Source organism: Deinococcus budaensis (assembly GCF_014201885.1).
Lineage (GTDB): Bacteria > Deinococcota > Deinococci > Deinococcales > Deinococcaceae > Deinococcus > Deinococcus budaensis.
The window spans coordinates 92,573-112,427 of record NZ_JACHFN010000011.1 but is presented as its reverse complement, the minus strand read 5'-3'; the positions used below and the strand labels follow the sequence as shown (position 1 = coordinate 112,427).

At 69.9% G+C, this 19,855-nt stretch carries 18 protein-coding genes and 2 tRNA genes; 13 read left to right on the top strand and 7 right to left on the bottom strand.

Translation table 11 applies throughout. The features are described 5' to 3' along the window. Positions 1–80 precede the first annotated feature (80 nt). On the bottom strand, positions 81–1,859 hold the full coding sequence (locus HNQ09_RS13995; RefSeq protein WP_184030487.1) for a 30S ribosomal protein S1: 1,779 nt from the start codon (positions 1,857–1,859) through the stop codon (positions 81–83). 265 nt (positions 1,860–2,124) lie between these two features. Between HNQ09_RS13995 and HNQ09_RS13990 the strand changes: the two genes are divergently transcribed. The 6 genes from HNQ09_RS13990 to HNQ09_RS13965 all read left to right on the top strand — a co-directional run bounded on the left by HNQ09_RS13990 (position 2,125) and on the right by HNQ09_RS13965 (position 5,896). Further along, positions 2,125–2,198 (top strand) — tRNA-Gln (locus HNQ09_RS13990). A 220-nt stretch (positions 2,199–2,418) separates the two neighbouring features. After that, the gene (gene trxB / locus HNQ09_RS13985; RefSeq protein WP_184030485.1) at positions 2,419–3,408 is read left to right on the top strand and encodes a thioredoxin-disulfide reductase; all 990 of its coding nucleotides are present in this window, start codon (positions 2,419–2,421) and stop codon (positions 3,406–3,408) included. An 86-nt stretch (positions 3,409–3,494) separates the two neighbouring features. After that, the gene (locus HNQ09_RS13980) at positions 3,495–4,025 is read left to right on the top strand and encodes an HDIG domain-containing metalloprotein (RefSeq protein ID WP_380003586.1); all 531 of its coding nucleotides are present in this window, start codon (positions 3,495–3,497) and stop codon (positions 4,023–4,025) included. A gap of 97 nt (positions 4,026–4,122) precedes the next feature. Next, positions 4,123–4,197, top strand: a tRNA-Glu gene (locus HNQ09_RS13975). Between the two features lie 126 nt (positions 4,198–4,323). After that, positions 4,324–4,968 carry a hypothetical protein gene (locus HNQ09_RS13970; RefSeq protein ID WP_184030483.1) on the top strand — a complete coding sequence of 215 codons (645 nt, stop codon included), beginning with the start codon at positions 4,324–4,326 and terminating at the stop codon, positions 4,966–4,968. A gap of 103 nt (positions 4,969–5,071) precedes the next feature. Further along, positions 5,072–5,896 carry a CAP domain-containing protein gene (locus HNQ09_RS13965; protein ID WP_184030480.1) on the top strand — a complete coding sequence of 275 codons (825 nt, stop codon included), beginning with the start codon at positions 5,072–5,074 and terminating at the stop codon, positions 5,894–5,896. Positions 5,897–5,983: 87 nt separating this feature from the next. Here the strand turns inward: HNQ09_RS13965 and HNQ09_RS13960 are convergent, their stop codons facing one another. Then, positions 5,984–7,546: an acyl-CoA carboxylase subunit beta gene (locus HNQ09_RS13960; protein WP_184030477.1), complete on the bottom strand. Its 1,563-nt coding sequence runs from the start codon at positions 7,544–7,546 to the stop codon at positions 5,984–5,986. 340 nt (positions 7,547–7,886) lie between these two features. Here HNQ09_RS13960 and HNQ09_RS13955 point away from each other — a divergent pair, with 340 nt between their 5' ends. From HNQ09_RS13955 to HNQ09_RS13940, 4 genes are all read left to right on the top strand, one after another. Further along, positions 7,887–8,900, top strand: a complete 1,014-nt coding sequence (locus HNQ09_RS13955; RefSeq protein WP_184030474.1) for a LacI family DNA-binding transcriptional regulator — start codon at positions 7,887–7,889, stop codon at positions 8,898–8,900. Between the two features lie 59 nt (positions 8,901–8,959). Further along, on the top strand, positions 8,960–9,964 hold the full coding sequence (locus HNQ09_RS13950; RefSeq protein ID WP_184030471.1) for a sugar ABC transporter substrate-binding protein: 1,005 nt from the start codon (positions 8,960–8,962) through the stop codon (positions 9,962–9,964). A gap of 114 nt (positions 9,965–10,078) precedes the next feature. Then, positions 10,079–11,059: an ABC transporter permease gene (locus HNQ09_RS13945; protein WP_184030469.1), complete on the top strand. Its 981-nt coding sequence runs from the start codon at positions 10,079–10,081 to the stop codon at positions 11,057–11,059. A gap of 1 nt (position 11,060) precedes the next feature. Next, the gene (locus HNQ09_RS13940) at positions 11,061–11,888 is read left to right on the top strand and encodes an ATP-binding cassette domain-containing protein (protein ID WP_184030466.1); all 828 of its coding nucleotides are present in this window, start codon (positions 11,061–11,063) and stop codon (positions 11,886–11,888) included. An 81-nt stretch (positions 11,889–11,969) separates the two neighbouring features. Here the strand turns inward: HNQ09_RS13940 and HNQ09_RS13935 are convergent, their stop codons facing one another. Continuing rightward, entirely contained in the window at positions 11,970–12,458 is a 489-nt protein-coding gene (locus tag HNQ09_RS13935; protein ID WP_184030463.1) for a YflT domain-containing protein, read from the bottom strand. A 206-nt stretch (positions 12,459–12,664) separates the two neighbouring features. Between HNQ09_RS13935 and HNQ09_RS13930 the strand changes: the two genes are divergently transcribed. Continuing rightward, positions 12,665–13,666: an alpha/beta fold hydrolase gene (locus HNQ09_RS13930; protein WP_184030461.1), complete on the top strand. Its 1,002-nt coding sequence runs from the start codon at positions 12,665–12,667 to the stop codon at positions 13,664–13,666. A 17-nt stretch (positions 13,667–13,683) separates the two neighbouring features. Here HNQ09_RS13930 and HNQ09_RS13925 read toward each other — a convergent pair whose 3' ends face one another. Beyond that, the gene (locus HNQ09_RS13925) at positions 13,684–14,625 is read right to left on the bottom strand and encodes a quinate 5-dehydrogenase (RefSeq protein ID WP_184030459.1); all 942 of its coding nucleotides are present in this window, start codon (positions 14,623–14,625) and stop codon (positions 13,684–13,686) included. Between the two features lie 128 nt (positions 14,626–14,753). Here HNQ09_RS13925 and HNQ09_RS13920 point away from each other — a divergent pair, with 128 nt between their 5' ends. Further along, positions 14,754–14,975: a hypothetical protein gene (locus tag HNQ09_RS13920; protein WP_184030457.1), complete on the top strand. Its 222-nt coding sequence runs from the start codon at positions 14,754–14,756 to the stop codon at positions 14,973–14,975. 75 nt (positions 14,976–15,050) lie between these two features. Here HNQ09_RS13920 and HNQ09_RS13915 read toward each other — a convergent pair whose 3' ends face one another. The 3 genes from HNQ09_RS13915 to HNQ09_RS13905 all read right to left on the bottom strand — a co-directional run bounded on the left by HNQ09_RS13915 (position 15,051) and on the right by HNQ09_RS13905 (position 19,003). Next, positions 15,051–16,379 (bottom strand): Glu/Leu/Phe/Val family dehydrogenase, encoded by a 1,329-nt coding sequence (locus tag HNQ09_RS13915; protein ID WP_184030455.1) that lies wholly within the window; start codon positions 16,377–16,379, stop codon positions 15,051–15,053. Between the two features lie 106 nt (positions 16,380–16,485). Continuing rightward, a complete protein-coding gene (locus HNQ09_RS13910) occupies positions 16,486–17,730 on the bottom strand; it encodes a Glu/Leu/Phe/Val family dehydrogenase (protein WP_184030453.1) in 1,245 nt (414 codons plus the stop codon). Between the two features lie 298 nt (positions 17,731–18,028). Continuing rightward, positions 18,029–19,003, bottom strand: coding sequence for a polyprenyl synthetase family protein (locus HNQ09_RS13905; RefSeq protein ID WP_184030450.1), 975 nt, complete (start codon positions 19,001–19,003; stop codon positions 18,029–18,031). Positions 19,004–19,144: 141 nt separating this feature from the next. Between HNQ09_RS13905 and HNQ09_RS13900 the strand changes: the two genes are divergently transcribed. Further along, on the top strand, positions 19,145–19,744 hold the full coding sequence (locus tag HNQ09_RS13900; RefSeq protein ID WP_184030448.1) for a hypothetical protein: 600 nt from the start codon (positions 19,145–19,147) through the stop codon (positions 19,742–19,744). Positions 19,745–19,855 lie beyond the last annotated feature (111 nt).

Sequence of the window (19,855 nt, the reverse complement as noted above, 5' to 3'; positions counted from 1 at the left end):
GGAGCGCACAGGGCATGAACAAAAGGAAAGAGGCCCGCCGGAATTGCCTCCGGGGGCCTCTCGCTTAATGAAAGGAAGGGTTACTCGCCCTGCTTCTCGGTGGTGCCTTCGGCCGCGCTGTCGCCCGCGCCCTCGGCCTTGGCGTCGTCCTTCTTGTCGCTTCCCAGGCCGAACTGCGCGAAGAGGTCGGCGTACACGTCGCCTAGCTTCGTGCTGATCTTGCCGCCCTGCTGCGCGTCCTTGGCGTTGAAGGCGTAGTCGGCGCCGCCGCCGCGCCCACCGCGTCCGCCGCCACCGCTGCGCCCGCCGCCCTGGCCGCCGCCGCTGTAGCGGTCGCTGCGCGAGCCGCCGCCCTGGCTGACAAAGTCGCGCACCGGACCGCCGCCGCCCATCGCCCGGCGACGCGAGAGGCTCGCGCGCTGCTCGACAGGGTCGATGTTCAGGATCACGGCCTCGATCTCGTCACCCTTCTTGAAGAGGTCGGCGGGGTTGTTCACGCGCGCCGTGTCGAGTTCGCTGATGTGGATCAGGCCCTCGATGCCCTCTTCGATCTCCATGAACACGCCGAAATCGGTCATGCCGGTGATCTTGCCCTTGACAGGCGTGCCGGGCGGGTAGCGGTCGGGCAGCGCGCTCCAGGGATCGTCCGTGGTCTGACGAATCCCCAGGCTGATGCGCCGGTCCTTGGGATCGATGCGCAAGATGACCGCCTCGACCTCGTCGCCTTCCTTCAGGACCTCGTTGGGATGACGCACGCGCTTGGTCCAGCTCATCTCGCTGACGTGGACCAGGCCCTCCAGACCGCTTTCCAGTTCGACGAAGGCGCCGAAGTTGGTGAGGTTGGTGACCTTGCCCTTGACGCGCTGGCCAATGGAGTACTTCTCGACCGCGCCCTCCCAGGGGTCCTCGGTGAGGGCCTTCATGGAGAGGTTGATGCGCTCGCGGCCCTCGTCCACGTCGATGACCTGGACCTGCACCTTGTCGCCCACCTTGACCACGTCGCGGGGGTGGTTGAAGCGGCCGTAGGTGAGTTCAGAGCGGTGCACCAGCCCGTCGATGCCGCCGAGGTTCACGAACACGCCGAAATCGGTGATCTCGACGACCTCGCCCTCGAACTGCGCGCCGGGGGTGAGCTGGCCGACCGTGGCTTCACGGGCCTTGGCCTTCTGGGCCTCCATGATCGCGCGGTGGCTGATGATCACGCGGTTGCGCTTGCGGTTCAGCTCGATGAGCTTGACCATCAGGGGCTTGCCGACGTAGGGGTCCAGATCGTTGACCCGGCGGGTGTCCACCTGAGAAGCGGGCAGGAAGGCCCGGATGCCCTCGACCTGGGCCACCAGACCGCCGCGCACCTTCTCCAGCACCTCGACCTCGAACGCCTCGTCGTTTTCCTGCATCTTTTCCAGCACGCGCCAGCCCTTGTCCTGGTCGGCACGCTTCTTGGAAAGCACGATCTGGCTGTTGGCAAGGTCCACCCGCACGACGTACGCCTCGATCTTGTCACCGGGCTTGTACATCTCCTGGGCCTGCTCCAGCGTGACGGGTTCGTCGCCGATCTGGTTGAGGGGAATGGTGCCCTCCACCTTGGCGCCGACATCCACCGCGATGCCTTCCTGGCCGATAAACACCACGGTGCCGTCCACGATGTCGCCCCGGCTGACCGCCTGGTGCTCGGTGGACTCGCTGGCCAGCACGTCCTCCATGGTCATGGCGGGGTACTCGCGCTCCTCAGGGCTGGCCTGGGTGCTGGCGGCCTGCGCCGGGGCGGCGGCCTGCGGGGTGGGGGTCTGCTGCTCGGTGCCCGGCGTGGGCTGAGTGTTCCCGCCCTCTGCGGCGGGGATCTGGGTCTGGTCTTCCATGAACTCCTGCTCCTCCTGCGGAAGCGCTGCCCTGGGGCGGCGCGTCCCGCATAACCTGTACCTGCGCTGTGCGCGGCAACACCTCAGTGTAACACCACCCCCGAGAGGGGGCAAGCGCGATTTGAACGCGGTCCACTCGGCCTTCCCGGTACCCGGCAGGTCTCCCCCGAGGCCCCGGCCCCGGCCCGGGGAGTTGACGGTCCCCCCGCCTCCCGCTATACTCCCTCACGCTCACCCCCGGGAGAGCAGGTCAGAGTGTTCGCGTTGGGGCATCGTCTAATGGCAGGACGACGGTCTCTGACACCGTTAATCTAGGTTCGAGTCCTAGTGCCCCAGCCAGCCCATCCCCCCGCCCCGTGCGGGGGGATTTGCTTGGCCGGGCGCAGGCCAGTGGGAACGGCCTTGTCTCGCGTGCAGGACGGAGTCCGCTTAGCCGGATGCCATGTGCGCCTCCAGGCTCTGGCCCTTCGGCCGCACGACCCGGCCCGCACCGCTGCTTTAAAAAACAAAGCGTGCCCGGCTGACCTTCGGGCCGAAGCCGCTCTGGTAGGCTGCGGGCATGACCAGCGTTCCCCACACGCCCCAGGACTACGACGTGGTGATCGTCGGCGGCGGTCCCGCCGGGCTGACGGCGGCCATCTACACGGGCCGCGCCAGCCTCCGCACGCTCGTGCTCGAAAAGGGCCTGCCCGGCGGGCAGATCGCGCAGACCGAGGAGGTCGAGAACTACCCGGGGTTTCCCGAACCGATTCCCGGCATGGAACTCGCGCAGCGCATGGTGCAGCAGGCCGAGAAGTTCGGCGCCCGCATCGAGATGGAGGAAGTGGAGGCCATCGGGCGTGAAGAGGGCGCGCCCGAGTACCCGTTCACGGTGCGCGGCTACGGCGGCACCTACCGCGCCAAGAGCGTGATCCTGGCGACCGGGGCCAATCCCAAGCGTCTCGACGTGCCCGGTGAGGAACATTTCTGGGGCAAGGGCGTCTCGACCTGCGCCACCTGCGACGGCTTCTTTTACCGGGGCAAGAAGGTCGTGGTGGTCGGGGGCGGCGACGCGGCGGTCGAGGAAGGCCTGTTCCTGACCAAGTTCGCGGAGGAGGTCACCCTGATCCACCGCCGCGATACCCTGCGCGCCAACAAGGTGGCCCAGGCCCGCGCCTTTGCCAACCCCAAGATGAAGTTCATCTGGGACACGGCGGTCGAGGAGATCGAGGGCGAGGGCCACGTGACGGGCGTGCGCCTCAAGCACCTCAAGACCGGCGAGGTCACGGCGATGCCCACCGACGGCGTGTTCATCTTTATCGGCCACGTGCCCAACACCAGCTTCGTGCAGGGCACCGTGGGGCTGCGCGACGACGGGTACGTCGAGGTCACCGACGAGATCTACACCAGTGTGCCGATGCTGTTCGCGGCGGGCGACGTGTCCGACTACGTCTACCGCCAGCTGGCGACCAGCGTGGGAGCGGGCACCCGCGCCGCGATGAGCGCCGAGCGGGCGCTGGCGGCCCTGGAGGTCGAATCCGGCGACGCCGGCGACGCCGCCGCCGATTGAGCGCCCGCGAGACGGTCCGGGGCCGCGCCGGGCCTTCTTCCCCGGAGCGGGGCGGGGTGGAGGGCCCCACGGCCCGCCTGCCCCCAGTGGTTCCGCCGCCCCGTCTGCCGGCCCTGACCCTGGCCGCCCGGCTGGAGCGCAAGGCGCGCGGTTACCTGGGCAAGGTGCGGCGGCTGGCCCGCAGCCTCAGCCCCCGGCTGGCCTACCCGCAAGACGCCTGGGCAGGGCCGTGGCTGACTCCTGCCGAAGTGCGGGTGTACCTGGGCATGGACCCCCGTGACCGCGAACACGCCTGCCGGGTGGCGCGCCACCTGCTGCGCGATCACCCCGGCGCCGCCCCGGAGCTGGTGGCGGCCGCCCTGCTGCACGACTGCGGCAAAAGTATCCGCCCCTACCGGGTGGCCGAGCGGGTGCTGGTGGGGGCGGTGCCCAACCGGGTGGCCCGGCTGCTGCCGTTCGGAGCGCTGTCGGTGCGGGCCTATCACCCCGAACTGGGAGCGCAGCTGCTGGCCCGCGCGGGCGCCCGGCCCCAGGTGACCCGCCTGGTGGCCCGCCACCACCACGCGGGCGGCGACCCGGGAGCGGCGCTGCTGCACCACTACGACGACCTGGAATGAGATGGGGGCGGCGGCGCTTGACTTCCCGGGGACTTCCCCGCTACACTCTCTCTTCGCGCCTGACACCCGCCCACCCGGGCGGCGCACCCCCCCGGACGGCCCCATCGTCTAGCGGTCAGGACAGCGCCCTCTCAAGGCGCAGACACGGGTTCAAGTCCCGTTGGGGTCACCACCCTGCACGCCGTTTCCGCCCCGGAGACGGCGTCTTTTTTGCGGGCCTGTGTGCCGGGCGGTTATGGCCGCCGTTCGCGACAGCCTCGCGGCCCGGAGGGGCCGGCGCTGCGGCTAGTCTGACGGCATGTCGTCTTCCGGGCTGCCCTCCGTTCTGGCCGAACTGGTGGCTTATTTCGCTCCCCTGGCGTCCGAGCGGCGCGACCGGGGCGGCGCGGTGACGTTGCAGACCCCCGGGGTCAACGTGCTGGCCCTCAACGCGACCTTTCTGCCCGGCGCGGACTGCGCCCCGGACGGGACCTCGCCGCAGGGCCGCGCCCGGCTGGTGGCGACCGCCGTGCCCGTGGCTGGAGAGGAGGTCGGGGCGGTCCGGGTGGGCAGCTACCTGCCGCAGGGGCGGGCCGGGGGCGTGGTGGTCGAGCAGGTATCGCGCCTCTCCTTACCGCTGTGGGCCGGGGTCCTTGCCGAGGCCTACGAGACGCCGGAGTGGGCACCTGCCCTGGCGCGGCACCTGGCAGCCCGCCTGGAGGGCGACCGCGACACCGCGCTGCTGCTGGCCTACGCGGGCGGCGAGGCGCTGGGGGCGCTGCTGTGGCGGGCCGGGCCGGGAGGCGGCGGACACGCCCACCTGTGGGGCACGCTCGACCCCGGTGTGGACGCGCCGCTGCTGAACGCGGCCCAGGCGCTGGGGACCCACCTGCGCGCCAGCCTGCCCGACTCCAGCCCCCTCGCGCTCGTGGGCGGGGAGACGGTGCGCTTCTCGCTGCTGTGAGGTCAGCGGGTCTGAAACGGGCCAGCGGCGCCCCCACCCGTCCATGAGGGCCACGTCTCCTTTACTCATCCTTTACTCGTCGGGGGTGGGTCTACTGGGGGCCATGTGCCTGTTGAAACGCGCCGCCCTCCTCGGAGGCCTCCTGACCCTCGCCGCCTGCGGTTCGGTGCCCCCGGCGGGGTCCTCGCCCACGGCGGGAACTCCGGCTCCCGGCCTTGCCACGCAGCTGGAGACCCAGGCCAGCGCAGGCTCGCTGGTGGTCGGCCAGACCCGGCAGCTCAGCGTCACGGTCGGGGGCCGCGCGCCGCTGCCCGGCGAACTGACCTGGACCACCAGCAACGCGGCGGTCGCCACCGTGACCCAGACGGGCCTGATCACGGCCCGGGGCGCGGGCAACGCGGTTATCCGCACGGCGCTGACGGCCAACCGCAGCGTCTATATCGACTTCACGCTGACTGTGACTGCGGCCACGACGGCTCCTGCGCCGGCCCCGGCTCCGGCCCCCGCACCCACCCCGGGTACCTTTCCCCAGCGGGTGCTGGAGCTGACGAACGCCGCGCGTGCCCAGGCCCGCAGCTGCGGCGCCACCTCCTTTGCCGCCGCCGCCCCGCTGGCCTACAACGCCCAGCTCGCGCAGGCGGCGCAGGGGCACGCGGCAGACATGGCGGCCAAGAACTACTTCAGCCACACCAGCCTTGACGGGCGCACGATGGCCCAGCGCGTCACCGCGACCGGCTACCCCTGGCGGACCATCGGCGAGAACATCGCCGCCGGGCAGCCCACCCCCGAGAGCGTGGTGGACGGCTGGCTGCGCAGCGAGGGCCACTGCCGCAACATCATGAACCCCGCTTTTCGCGAACTGGGCGTCGGCTACGCGCAGGGCGGCTCTTACAGCCACTACTGGGTCCAGAACTTCGGCGCCCGCTGAAGCTGAATAAGGGGGAGTTTGCCTCTCCCCAGTCGCGGCGGTCCCCTTTCTGGTAAGGGGGGCCGCCGCGTCCTGATCGCCCCGGCCTTACAGCGGCAGGTTTCCGTGCTTCTTGAAGGGCCGCGCTTCGGCCTTGCCGCGCAGCATCTCGAACGTCTGAATCAGGCGGCGGCGGGTGTCTTCCATCGGGATCACATCGTCGATATAGCCCTTGGCGGCGGCCACGTAGGGGTTGTCGAACGTCTCCTTGTACTCGGCGATCTTGGCGGCGCGGGTGGCTTCGGGATTGTCTGAGCGCCCAATCTCGCGGCGGTAGACGATGTTGGCCGCTCCCTCGGCGCCCATCACGGCGACGGCGGCGGTGGGCCAGGCGTACACCACGTCGGCGCCCATGTCGCGCGAGTTCATGGCGAGGTACGCCCCGCCGTAGCTCTTGCGGGTGATCAGCGTGATCTTGGGGACGGTCGCCTCGGCGTAGGCGTAGAGCATCTTCGCCCCGTGGCGGATGATCCCGGCGTGTTCCTGCGCCACGCCCGGCAGGAAGCCGGTCACGTCCACCAGCGTCAGGATCGGCACGTTGTAGCAGTCGCAGGTGCGGATAAAGCGCGCGGCCTTGTCCGAAGCGTCGATGTTCAAAGTACCTGCCATCACCCGGGGATTGTTCGCCACGATGCCGACGCTCTGCCCGCCCAGCCGCGCGAACCCGCAGAGGATGTTCTTGGCCCAGTTCGGCTGGATTTCCAGAAAGGTGCCCTCGTCCACGAGTTCGTGGATCACGTCGTGCATCGCGTAGGGCTTGCGCTGGTCCGGCGTCACGATATCGAGCAGCCGGGTGTTGGGGCGGTCCAGGGGATCGAGGCACTCGCGCACCGGCGGCTGCTCGCGCGCGCTTTGCGGCAGGTACGAGAGCAGGTCGCGGATGCCGTCCAGCACCGCCTCGTCACCGTCATAGGCCAGGTGCGCCACGCCCGACTTGCGGGTGTGCACGTCCGCGCCGCCCAGCCCGTCGAACGTCACTTCCTCGCGGGTGACCGACTTGATGACCTCCGGCCCGGTGATGAACATGTACGAGCTGCCCCGGCTCATCACGATGAAGTCGGTCAGGGCGGGCGAGTACACCGCGCCCCCCGCGCACGGTCCCAGGATCGCGCTGATCTGCGGCACGCTGCCCGAGTAGATCGCGTTGCGGTAAAAGATCTCGCCGTAGCCCGACAAGGAATCCACGCCCTCCTGAATGCGGGCGCCCGCGCTGTCGTTGAGGCCGATCACCGGGCAGCCCGTCTTGGCGGCCAGGTCCATCACCTTGGTGACCTTGGCCGCGTTCATCTTGCCCAGCGAGCCACCCAGCACCGTGAAATCCTGGCTGAAGACGAACACCTGCCGCCCCTGAATGGTGCCGCGCCCGGTCACCACGCCCTCTCCCGGCGCGTCCACGCCCGCCATCAGGCGGTTGGGGCCGTGCTCGACAAAGGTCGAGAGTTCCAGAAAGGACCCGGGGTCAAGCAGCCGCTCGATGCGCTCGCGCGCGGTGAGTTTGCCGCCCTCGCGCTGCTTTTGCTGGCGCTCGGGGCCGCCGCCCGCCTCGACCCGGGTGCGGCGCTGCTCCATCTCGGCGATCAGTTCCTGAAGTTCTGTACCCGGTTGAGTCATGTGGCCATGCTACCCGCCTGCCCAATTTGGCCGCCATGTTCCTGCCGGAGGCACAAGGGGGGCGCAGCCCTCTTTCCTCGCCGCCTGCGGCCACGTCCGGGTGCTCCCTGCGGAGGGGGCCGCCGGGGTGAACCGGCAGCCCCCGCCCTGGCCCGCCCCCAAGACGGGACGGCCACGGGCGCCAACGGTTGGGCGGTCCGTTCGTGGCTCCCGGGACTTGACAGGCCACCCCCTCGCGGCGCACACTCGAGACATCTCAATGTAATCGTTTGCAAGACTGTGTGGCGTACTCAAGCGGCCAGGCGCCTTGCCTTCTCGGAAAAGGGTGTAAAGGTTTGCAATGTCGAGCATTCAGGAGGTCGCCGCCCTCGCCAACGTCTCGACGGCCACCGCGTCGCGCGCGCTGAGCCGCCCCGATATGGTGGCCCAGGCGACCCGCGAGCGGGTGCTGAGTGCCGCGCGGCATCTGGACTATCAGCCCAACGTGCTCGCCCGCAGCCTGCGCCAGCGCCAGACGCGGACCATCGGCCTGGTCGTCACCGACATTCTCAATCCCTTTCACGCCACGCTGGCCAAGGGCGTGCAGGACGCCGCCGATCGGCACGGCTATACGGCCTTTTTGTTCAACACCGACGAGGACCCCGGCAAGGAGGGCCGGGCGCTCGATACCCTGCGCGGTCACCTGCCGCAGGGCCTGATCCTGGTGCCCACGGCGCGGGCGCGCGAGAATCTGCGCCTGCTGCCGAACCTGCCGGTCGTCGAGCTTGACCGCGTGACCGGCAATCCGGCCGCGACCACCGTGACGGTGGACAACGTGGGCGGGGCCGAGGCCGCCACAGCCCACCTCGTCGCGCTGGGCCACACCCGCATCGGGATGATCGTGGGTCAGCAGGACATCAGCACGGCGGTCGAGCGCCACGCCGGGTTTCGGCAGGCCCTGCTGGGGGCGGGCGTGCCCTACCGCGAACAGCTGGTGCTGCCCGGTCACCACCGTCAGGAAGACGGCCGCCAAGCGGCGCTGCGCCTGCTGGACCTGCCCGCAGACGAGCGGCCCACCGCCCTGTTCGTCGGCAACAACGAGATGACCGTGGGCGCGGTTCTGGCCGCGCGGGAACGTGGCCTGAACATCCCGGGGGACCTGTCCATCGTGGGGTTCGACGATTCCCGCTGGGCACAGACCATGCTGCCCCCGCTGACGGTGGTCGCGCAGCCGACCTATGACCTCGGCGTGCTCGCGTGCGACCTGCTGATCGCCCAGTTCAGCCGCCCGGCGAGGAGCCGCGCCTCCCCGGCCCGGGTTCAATTGCCCACCACCCTGATCGTCCGGCAGTCCACCGCCGCGCCGCCTCCCTAACCCGACCCCCGGCCGTCCGCCCCGTCTCGCCGCCCTCTTTCCCTCTCCAGGAGCCTGCCATGCGCCACGCCAAGCTGATCCCTGCCTTCACGCTGACCCTGACCGCCGCTGTGAGCCTGGCCCTCGCGCAGAGCAGCGCGCCCCCCATCATCGGGTTGATCACCAAGACCGAAACCAACCCCTTTTTCGTGAAGATGAAGGAGGGCGCGCAAAAGGAGGCCACCCGGCTGGGCGCCAAACTGCTCACCGCTGCCGGAAAGGCCGACGGCGACAACGCCGGGCAGGTCAGCGCCATCGAGAACATGGTGGCTGCCGGGGCAAAGACCATCTTGATCACGCCCAGCGACGCCAAGGCGATCATCCCGGCGATTCAAAAGGCCCGCGCCGCAGGCGTACAGGTTATCGCGCTCGACAGCCCGACCGAGCCGGTCAGCGCCGTGGACGCGCTGTTTGCGACCAACAACTACCAGGCGGGCGTGTTGATCGGCCAATGGGCGAAGAAAGCGATGGGCAACAAGAAGCCCGTGATCGCCACCCTCGACCTCTTTCCCGGTCACCCGGTCGGCATCGCGCGCCACAACGGCTTTCTGGCGGGCTTCGGCACGCGCGGCATCACGGCCAACACGAAAAATCAGGTCAGCACCGGCGTGGCCTGCGCGCAGGATTCCTTCGGAGACCAGGCCAAGGGCCAGACGGCGATGGAAAACTGCCTGCAACGCAACCCCGACATCAACCTGGTCTACACCATCAACGAACCGGCGGCGGCGGGCGCCTATCAGGCCCTCAAGGCCCTAGGCCGCGAAAAGGACGTGATGATCGTCTCGGTTGACGGCGGCTGCGCGGGGGTACGCAACGTGCAGTCCGGCGTGATCGCCGCGACCAGCCAGCAGTACCCGCTGAGGATGGCCAGCCGGGGCGTGGCGGCCGGGGTCGCCTACGCCAAGACGGGCAAAAAGGTCAGCGGCTACACCGACACCGGCGTCACCCTGATCACCAACAAGGCGCAGCCGGGCGTCAAGAGCAGCGACACGAGGTTCGGCCTCGCCAACTGCTGGGGCCAGTAAAGCCCAGGCCCGCCTGGACAGGCTCAGACAGCCGCGCGCGCAGGCAGGAAGCTGCCGGACCGGCGCGCGCGGCTCCGGTTCCCCCACCCCCCGAGTCCGAGGAGGTCTTCCGTCATGACGCAACCTGCCGCCGCGCCTCCAGCACCCAGGCGCCCCGCGCTGCCCAGCCTCTCGACGCTGGGACCCCTGATCGCGCTGCTGCTGGCGTGTCTCTTCTTCGCCACCCAGTCCGACCGCTTCTTGACCGGAAGCACGTTGTCGCTGGTGCTCAAGCAGATTTCTTTCGTGGCGGTCATCGCCATCGGGCAGACGCTGGTGATCCTGACGGCGGGCATCGACCTGAGCTGCGGCGTGATCATGGCGCTGGGCAGCATGATCATGACCAAATTCGCCGTGGAACTCGGCGTGCCGCCCGGACTGGCGATTCTCGCCGCGCTGGCCGTGACCACGACCATCGGCGCCCTCAACGGCGTGCTGATCACCCGGCTGCGGCTGCCGCCCTTCATCGCCACGCTGGGCATGTACGGCATCGTCTTCGCGGCGACCCAGATCTATTCCAACGCGCAGACGATCAGCAACCTGCCGCCCGCTCTGAACTTCCTGGGGCAGACCTTTACCGTGTTCGGAACGGCCTTTACGTACGGCGCGGTGCTGATGCTGCTGCTCTTCGGGTTGGCGTGGTTTTTCCTGACGCAGACGGCGCCGGGCCGCCACGTGTACGCAGTGGGCAACAACCCCGAAGCGGTGCGCCTCAGCGGCATCTCGACCACCCGGCTGCTGATCGGGGTGTACGCGGCGGCCGGGCTGCTGTACGGCGTCGCGGCCCTGATCCTGGTCGGGCGGGTGGGCGCCGGTGACCCCAACGCCGGACAGACCGAGAATCTGGAGAGCATCACCGCCGTGGTGCTGGGCGGCACCAGCCTCTTTGGCGGTCGCGGGAACGTGCTGGGCACCTTCCTGGGGGCGCTGATCGTGGGGGTGTTCCGGGTGGGCCTGACCCTCAGCGGCGTCAACAGCGTGTACCAGATTCTGATTACCGGCGTGCTGATTATCCTGGCCGTCGCCACCGACCAGTTTTCCCGGAGGAAGGCCTAGCATGGACGCTCTTCAGCATGTTCCGGTGCCCGCCCCGGTGCCCGCCGTCCCGCTGGTGATGGAAGCGCGCGGCCTGGTCAAGCGCTACGGACAGGTCACCGCCATAGCGGGCGCCGACTTCGCGCTGCGGCGCGGCGAGATTCTGGCGGTGATCGGCGACAACGGCGCGGGCAAGAGCAGCCTGATCAAGGCGCTGTCGGGCGCCGTGGTTCCCGACGAGGGGCAGATCTTCCTCGACGGGCAGCCGGTGACGTTTCGCAGCCCCAGCGACGCGCGGCGCCAGGGCATCGAGACGGTCTACCAGGACCTGGCGGTGGCTCCGGCGATGACCATCGCGGAAAACCTGTTTCTGGGCCGCGAGATTCTGAAGCCCGGTCCCCTGGCCCGGCTGCTGCGAATCGTGGACAAGAAAAAGATGCATGGCGAGGCGGTGCGCCACATGCAGGGCCTGCAATTTGCCATCAAGAGCATGAGCCAGCCGGTCGAGACGCTCTCCGGTGGACAGCGGCAGGGCGTGGCGGTTGCCCGCAGCGCGGCGTTTGCGCGCCACGTGGTCATCATGGACGAACCCACGGCGGCGCTCGGCGTGCGCGAGGGCAACATGGTGCTGGACCTGATTCGTCAGGTGCGCGGCAGCGGCCTGCCCGTGATCCTGATCAGCCACAACATGCCGCATGTCTTCGAGATCGCCGACCGCATTCACGTGCACCGCATGGGCGCGCGCGCCGCCGTGCTCGATCCCCGCAAGATCAGCATGGCCGACACCGTCTCGGTGATGACCGGAGCGCTGAGACCCGATCAGCTCAGCGCGGACGTGCTGGCCCTGTGAGCGCGGGTAGACCCCGGCCAGAGGGCATCCGGCCCGCGCCTGCCTGCGCGGCGGCGGCAGGGAGCGCCCTCCTGAGTCCGCTCAGCGCGGCGGCAGGCCCGACAGCAGCGTGCGGGCCTGCTCGGCCACGTCGCTGTCGGCCAGGATCACGTACTGCTCGGCGCGCATTCCGCCGACAGAGGTAAAGTCGCGCCGCCCGCCGCTCATGGCGTAGCCCACCACGCCCCACACCACCCCGGTGATCGCGCCCATCACCATGCCGTAGGCGGCGGCGAACAGCAGGTTGCCGCCGCCCAGCCCCAGCAGCCCGAACAGCAGGCCGATGAAGAGGCCCAGAAAAATCCCCTGCCCGAAGCCTAGGCCCGCCGCGCGGCCCCAGTCGAGCCGCCCGGTCACCTGCTCGATGGTCTTGAGGCCCTCGCCCACGATCGCCATGCGCTCCACCGGAAACTTCTGGTCGCTGAGGAAATCCACCGCCCGCTGCGCCTCCGGGTAGGTGGCGTAGGTGGCGACATTCACGCGGGAACGCTGGTCGGGAATCATGGCGGAGCGGGGATCAGGCTGGGTCATGGGGGTCACGTCCTTTGGCAGTTTGCCCCCAGCCTAGACAGCGCGCCGGCGCCTCATCTGAGGGTCAGGTTGAGACGTGCTCACGCTTGGGCGGGCCGCCTGGGTCTGGGCACTGTCCCGGGCAGCGGCCGCGAGTCCCTAGAAAGCCTTCAGGTCCGCTGAGAAACTGAAAGTCGGGGGAGGGGGAGCGGCGCTTAGGCTCAGACATGACCTCTGCCCCTCCGCACGCGGCGGCCCGGACCCTGGCCTGGGCGGCGGCCCTGCCCCTGGGCGCCTGGCTGGCGTGGAGCCTCTACAGCCGCGCGCGCATTCCGCACGACCTCACGCCGCCGCCCGCCCTCGAGGCCGAGCGCCGGACCCTGGACGGCCGCGCGGGGCCGCTGAACGTGTACGTGGCGGGATCGGGCGCGCCCCTGCTGCTGATCCACAGCGTCAACGCCGCCGCGAGCGCCTACGAGGTCCGGCCCCTGTTCGAGCACCACCGCGCCTCCCGGCGGGTGTACGCCCTCGACCTGCCCGGCTTCGGCTTCTCGGCCCGCACCGACCGCAACTATACCCCCCGCCTGATGACCGACGCCATCCACGACGTGCTCGACGAGATCGCCTTGGAACACGGCGGTCCGGTGGACGCCCTGGCCCTTTCGCTGGGCGGCGAGTTCCTGGCCCGCGCCGCCGCCGAGCGCCCGGAGCGGTTCCGGTCAGTCGCCCTGGTCACGCCCACGGGCTTTGGCAAGACCGAGCAGTTCTACGGGGGGCTGGGCAGCACGCGGGGCAGCGCGGCGCTGAAGCGGGCCTACGAACACCCGCTGCTGGGGCAGCCCTTCTACGACCTGCTGGCGAGTTCGCCCAGCCTGCGCTTTTTCCTGGCGCTGACCTTCGGCTCGTTTGGCACGGTGGACGAGGGGCTGTTGCGGTACGACTACCCCACCTCGCACGTGCCCGGGGCGCGGCACGCGCCGTTTGCCTTTATCAGCGGGACGCTGTTCAGCGCCGACATCGACCGGGTCTACGAGGCCCTGACGGTGCCGGCGTGGCTGGCGTACGGGACGCGCGACCGCTTCACCGACTTCGGGGACCTGAGCAACGTGGAGAATAAGCCCAACTGGAGTTTCCAGCGGTTCGAGACGGGCGCGCTCGTGTACTTCGAGCAGCCCGAACGGTTCTTCGCCGCCTACGGCGCCTTCCTGGCCGGGGTGCGGGCGGGCTGAGCGTTGCCCCGCGCCCCTCACCCGCCGAGGTCGGTGATCTCCGGCCGGAAGCCCACCTCGCGGATGTAGCGCAGGTACTCTTCTTCGCTGAGCGCCTCCCGCCCGCCGCTGAGGGCCACGAAAAAGGCCTCCAGCACGTTGGTGGCGAAGTTGCGGCTGCCCATGCGCGGGGTGGTGGTGACCAGCCGGGCCACCCCGCGCTCCTTCATCCAGGTGCGGTCGGCTTCGGTGATGGTCTGGGTCAGGATGGTCTTGCCCCTCAGGTCGCGCGGGGCGTAGCGCTTGGCGTAGTGGGTGTCTCCGGCGATCACGTCGGCCCAGGCGTAGTAGCGGGTGCCCTTGCCCTGCACGCTGGAGTCCTGTTTGTCCCCGGTGGGGTAAAACCAGTCCTGCGGCAGCCGGGTGATCGCGGGCAGCGCGAGGTGCGCGACCCGCCGCAGCGCCCCGATGGACCGCAGCGGCACGTCGAGGTTCAGCCCGAAAATCAGGTCGCCGTACACCACGTCGGCGCCCGACCCCGCTAGGGCCTCGGCCATCCCGAAACGGTCCACGGCGCTCACCATCAGCACCTTTTGCGCCTTCCAGTTCAGCAGCGGGTCGAGCTGGGCCACCGCGTCGCGCTCCAGGGTGTTTTTCAGGCCGCTGCCGTCGAGCACCGGGGTCAGCTTGGCGTGCGAAACCAGCTTGCGGACGTTGCCGAAGGTGTAGCGCCGCCCCGCCGCGATCACGTACAGGTCGGCGCCGCCCAGCCCGAAAGCGTCCACCCGCCCGTCGAGCGCCTGAAAGAGCGCCGCTGCCCTGCCCACGTCGCCGTCGGTGCCCAGGCGCTCGAGCACGAACGGCTGGCCCAGCACCGTGAGTTCCTCGCGGGCGTTGCGCTTGCTGCCCCCCAGCGACACGCTCACCACATGCTTGAAGCCTGCGGGGGCGGGCTGCCAGCCGCTGAGAAGATCGGTCATGGAGGGCATTCTAAGCGGCGGACCCCCTGTCCCCGGGGCGGGGGGCGGGCAAGGGGCGGCGCCGAAGGTGAAGCGGGCTTAAGCAGGCTCGGGAGCGCCGCGCCGCGCCCGCGTGAAACCCTGGGCGCATGACCGACGACCAGACCCCCAGTGTGCCCGACCAGCCCTACACCGAGACGAACAGTGAAGGTGTGAGCGGCGCGGACCCCGTCTACCAGCCCCCCGCCAACGCCGAGGAGAGCGACCTGCTCGACGCGGCGGTGGACGGCACCAGCGCTTCACACTACGGGGCCAACGATCCGGCGCTCTACGAGGAGACGGACGGCGGCCAGAAGCCGGGCGGCAGCTGAGGCGGGAACGCGGCCCCACACGGAGACGGGAACCTGATCGCCAGGTTCCCGTCTCCGTGCCGCTTGGCCGCAGGCTCAGGGGTACAGGCCGCGCAGCGCCCGCGCTTCGAGCACCCGGGTGCAGGCCACGATATACACGGCGGTCCGCAGGGTGACGCCGTGGCGCTCCTTCACGTCCCACAGGCTCAGGAACGCGTCGGACATGATGCGGTCGAGCCGGTTGTTGATCTCGTCTTCCGTCCAGAAAAAGCTGGAAAAGTCCTGCACCCACTCGAAGTAAGAGACGGTCACGCCGCCCGCGTTGGCCAGCACGTCGGGCACCACCGTCACGCCGCGCTCGGCCAGCAGGTCGTCGGCGGCGGGAATGGTGGGGCCGTTGGCGCCCTCCACGATCACCCGCGCCTTGATGCGGCCGGCGTTCTCCAGCGTGATCTGCTTTTCCAGGGCGGCGGGAATCAGCACGTCGCAGTCCACGTCCCAGAACTCGCTCTTGCTCAGCTCCTCGGTGCCGGGCAGCCCGGTGATCTTGCCCGTCTGGCGCAGGTGCGCGAGGGCCGCTGCCGGATCGATCCCGGCGGCGCTGTAGACCGTGCCCGTCACGTCCTGAATCGCCACGATCTTGGCCCCGTGCGCGTGGAAGATGCGCGAGGCGGCCTCGCCCACGTTGCCGAAGCCCTGCACGGCGATTCTCGCGCCTTCCAGCGGCATCCCCAGCTTCTTCATCGCCTGGGCGCCGGTCACGAACACGCCGCGGCCGGTCGCGTCGGCGCGGCCCAGCGAGCCGCCCAGAGTCACGGGTTTACCGGTCACCACGCCGGTCGCGGTGCGGCCCACGTTCATGGAGTAGGTGTCCATCATCCAGGCCATCGTCTGCGGGCCGGTGTTCACGTCGGGCGCGGGGATGTCCTTGTCCGGGCCGATGATGAGGCCGATCTCGGTCGTGTAGCGGCGGGTCAGGCGCTCGAGTTCGCCGGTCGAGTACTTGCGCGGGTCGATGCGGATGCCGCCCTTGCCGCCGCCGTAGGGCAGGTTCACGGCGGCATTCTTGACGGTCATCCAGGCCGAGAGCGCCATGACTTCACTGAGGGTCACGTCCTGGTGGTAGCGGACGCCGCCCTTAGCCGGGCCGCGCGAGGTGTTGTGCTGCACCCGGTAGCCCTCGAAGTGCGCGACCGTGCCGTCGTCGAGGTGGATGGGCACGTCCACCACCAGGATGCGCTTGGGCCTTTTCAGGGTCTCGACCCAGTAGGCGAGCTTGCCCAGATACGGCGTGACGCGCTCGACCTGCTCCAGAAAGATCTCGTAGGGGCCGAGATTGTTGGGGTCGAGGTAGCTGGGAATGGGATGCTGGCCGAGCCGCTGCGGGCTGAGGGCCTGGGCCTGGGGGTCTTCGGTGGTGGTCATAGGGAGAGCCTCCGTGGGGCGAGAAGAAGAAGCGGTCAGGAGTCCGCCGTCCGCTTTCAGCAAGAACGTGCGGTGCCTGACGGATGAGCGCTGAGCGCCGACGGCTTCATGGATACACCCCGCGCATCACCGCCGCCTCGTGCAGGCGGTTGAGCGCCAGGGCGTAGGCGGCGGTGCGCATGTCCACCTCGCGGGTGCGCATCAGGGCAGTCACATGGTCCACGGCGGCGTTGACGCGCAGGTCGATGGCCCGCTCGATCTCCTCGGGGGTCCAGAAGAAGTTGCTGGCGTCCTGCACCCATTCGAGGTAATTGACGACCACCCCGCCGATGCTGGCGACGAGGTCGGGCAGCACGGTCACGCCCTGGCCCTTGAGAAAGCGCTCGGCTTCGGGCAGCACCGCGCGGTTGGTGGCCTCCACCACGTAGCGGGCGCGCACGGCGTGGGCGTTTCCGGCGTTCACCGAGCCGTAGTCGTAGGCGAGCATCAGCACGTCCACGTCGAGTTCGATGACCTCTTCCGGGGTAATGTCGGTGGCAAAGCCCTGCACGCTGCCGCGTTGCTCACGCCATTCGGAGAGGGCCGCGAGGTCCAGGCCGCCGCTGGCGAAGGTCGCCCCCTGCTGGTCGGACACGGCGATCACCAGCGCGCCCTGCGCGGCGAGCGTCTGCGCGGCCTTGCGGCCCACGTCCCCAAAGCCGTAGACGGCGACCCTGGCCCTGTCGAGGCTCTCGCCCCGCGCCTCCAGCACCCGCGCGGTGACCAGCGCGGCGCTGCGGCCCCGGGCGTCCTTGCTGCCGTAGCTGCCGCCCAGCGGGAGGGGCTTGCCCACGACCACGCCGTTCGCGGTCGAGCCGGTGCTCGCCCCGTAGGTGTCGAGCATCCAGGCCATCATCTGTGCGTCCGACCCCACGTCGGGTGCCAGGATGTCCTCGGACGGCCCGACGAGTTCGACGAGTTCGCTGGTAAAGCGCCGGGTCAGGCCCTCCAGCTCGTGAGAGGTCAGGGTCTGCGGGTCCACGTCCACGCCGCCCTTGGAGCCGCCCAGCGGCAGGTCGGCCACCGCCGACTTGAGGGTCATGATCGCGGCGAGCACCTCGCACTCGTGGGCGTTGAGGCCCGCCTTGAAGCGCACGCCGCCCATGCTGGGGCCGCGCGCGGTCGAGTGGACGGTGCGGTAACCCCGAAAGACGCGGATGCTGCCGTCGTCCATGCGAACCGGCAGGTTCACGCTCAGGGTGCGTTTGGGATACTTGAAGTAGGCGAGCGACTGGTCGCTCACCTCGCAGTGGGGCAGCGCTTCTTGGAGTTGTTCCATGAGGCCCTGCCAGTTGAGTCCTGATGCCCTCATCACGCAGTCTCCTTTGGGTGGTTCTGGCCTCCCGAGGATACACGTGGGTCGGCCCGGCGCCGCCGCCGCCGGGCGTGCCCGGACCGCCGCAGAACCGCCCCCCGTTGTATCCACGATCCTGCCGGGCGTCAACCGCCCTGAAGCCGCGCCCAGCGCGTGCCAAAGCTGAAGCGCTTCCAGGCTTCAGCGGTCCGCGCTGCCCGCTTCCTACCTGGCATTTGCTAGGCGCGTCCCGGGGCGCCAGGCAAGCTGACCCCCTCCGCGCTGTCCGGATAGGCGGGACAGGGGGGAGGGGGGTTCAGGAGGCGCGGCGGCTCTCGTGCAGGGCCAGGTCGGCCAGGGCGTCCCGCGCCCCGGAGGGCGGGAGCGCGCCCAGGGCCTGAACGGCCAGACCCGCGTGGCGGCGGATCTCCTGGCGGGTGCTTTCGGCCGCTCCCTCCAGCAGGGCGAGGTCGCGCACGCGCGCCGCGTCGCCGGGTTCGGCGGCCCGGCGCTCCAGCACGGCGCGCACCTCGCGGGCGTGGGGACCTTTCAGCAGCTCGAGCACCGGGAAGGTGGCCTTGCCCTCGCGCAGGTCGCCGCCGACGGGCTTGCCCAGCGCCTGCTCGTCGCCCATCAGGTCAAGCAGGTCGTCTTGCATCTGAAAGGCCAGGCCGTACGCGCGCCCGAAGGTGGCGAGGGCCGCCTGCTGCGGCGCCGGAGCCGCCCGCAGCAGCGCCGGGGCCGAGGCCGCCAGTTCGACCAGCGCGGCCGTCTTGCCGTGAATCACGTCGAGGTAGTTGTCCAGGCTGTAGTCGGCGTAGGCGGCAACCTGAAACTGCAAGACCTCGCCCTCGCAGATGCGGGTGGCCGCCGCGCCAAACGCCTGGGTCAGCGCCGCGCCGTGGGGCATTCCGGCCAGCAGCGTCAGCAGCCGCGCGAGCATGAAGTCGCCGCTCATCACGCTGACCACGTTGCCGAATCTGCGGAAGGCCGCCTGCTGGCCCCGCCGGGTGTCGGCGTCGTCGATCAGGTCGTCGTGCAGCAGGGAGGCCGAGTGCAGCAGCTCCACGCACACGGCGAGGTCCGTCACGGCGCTCCAGGCCGGGCTGTCGGGGTCGGCGCCCAGGGCCTGGGCCGCCAGAAAGGTGACGCCGGGCCGCGCCCGCTTGCCGCCCGCCGCGACCAGGTCGTCGCCGATCAGTTCGATAAAGGCCACGCGCGAGCGCAGCACCTCACGCAGCCGCGCCTCGAAGACGGCACCGGGGAGGGTCAGGGCGGCCACGCCAGTCATGCCCGCAGTATAGAAAACCTGCCCTGGGCGGAACGTACCGGCGCCCGCAGGAACGGGGCCGGGTCCGGGGCGCGCGCGTGCGTGCCCCGTGCCACCTTTGTCCCTCGCCCCGGTGCGGGGGAGCGTGGTAAAACCGGAGGAATGGAAAGCGTCGTTGCCCTCTTTCGCGAACCGCAGCAGGTCCAGGGTGCCTTGAGGGACCTTCAGGCGCGCGGGTTTGACCGTGACCACCTCGGCTTTGCCCTGACCGACGCGGTCGCCGAGAACGATCTGGCGCAGGCCACCGGCATCAGCCCCGAGGAGGGGGCGCCCGGCGGCTCGGCCAACGTCATTCGCGGCGCGCTGATCGGCATCTTTGCGGGCCTGGCGCTGACGGTTCCGGTGTGGCTGCTGCTGCTCCTGATTCCCGAAACGCGCGTCTATCAGGAAGGCGGCCTGATCGCGGTCCTGTTCGGCGTGCTCGGCGGCGGCGGCCTCGGCGGCCTGTTCGGCGCGCTGGCTGGCAGCGACCACGGCGACTACGTCAAGCTGCTGCGCCGCATGGGCGTGCCCGCCGCGCAGGCCGAGCGTTTTTACAGCGGCCTCAAAGACGGCCACATCCTGGTCATCGCCCGCGACCCCGACGGCTCCCGCGCCGACGAGGCCCTCAGCCTGATGCGCCGCCACGGCGCCCTGCGCCTCGACGAGGCCAGCGGCGGCGGCCGCCTCCAGAGCGAGCGCGTGGGCCAGGACGGGCGCTGAAGCAAGCTGGGCAAGCAGGCGGGGCGGTGGGGGAGACTTCACCGCCCCTCTTTCGTTGCTGATTTCGCAGCTGATCGCGGTGCTGCGTTACGTTGATGGGGGAAAGCGCCC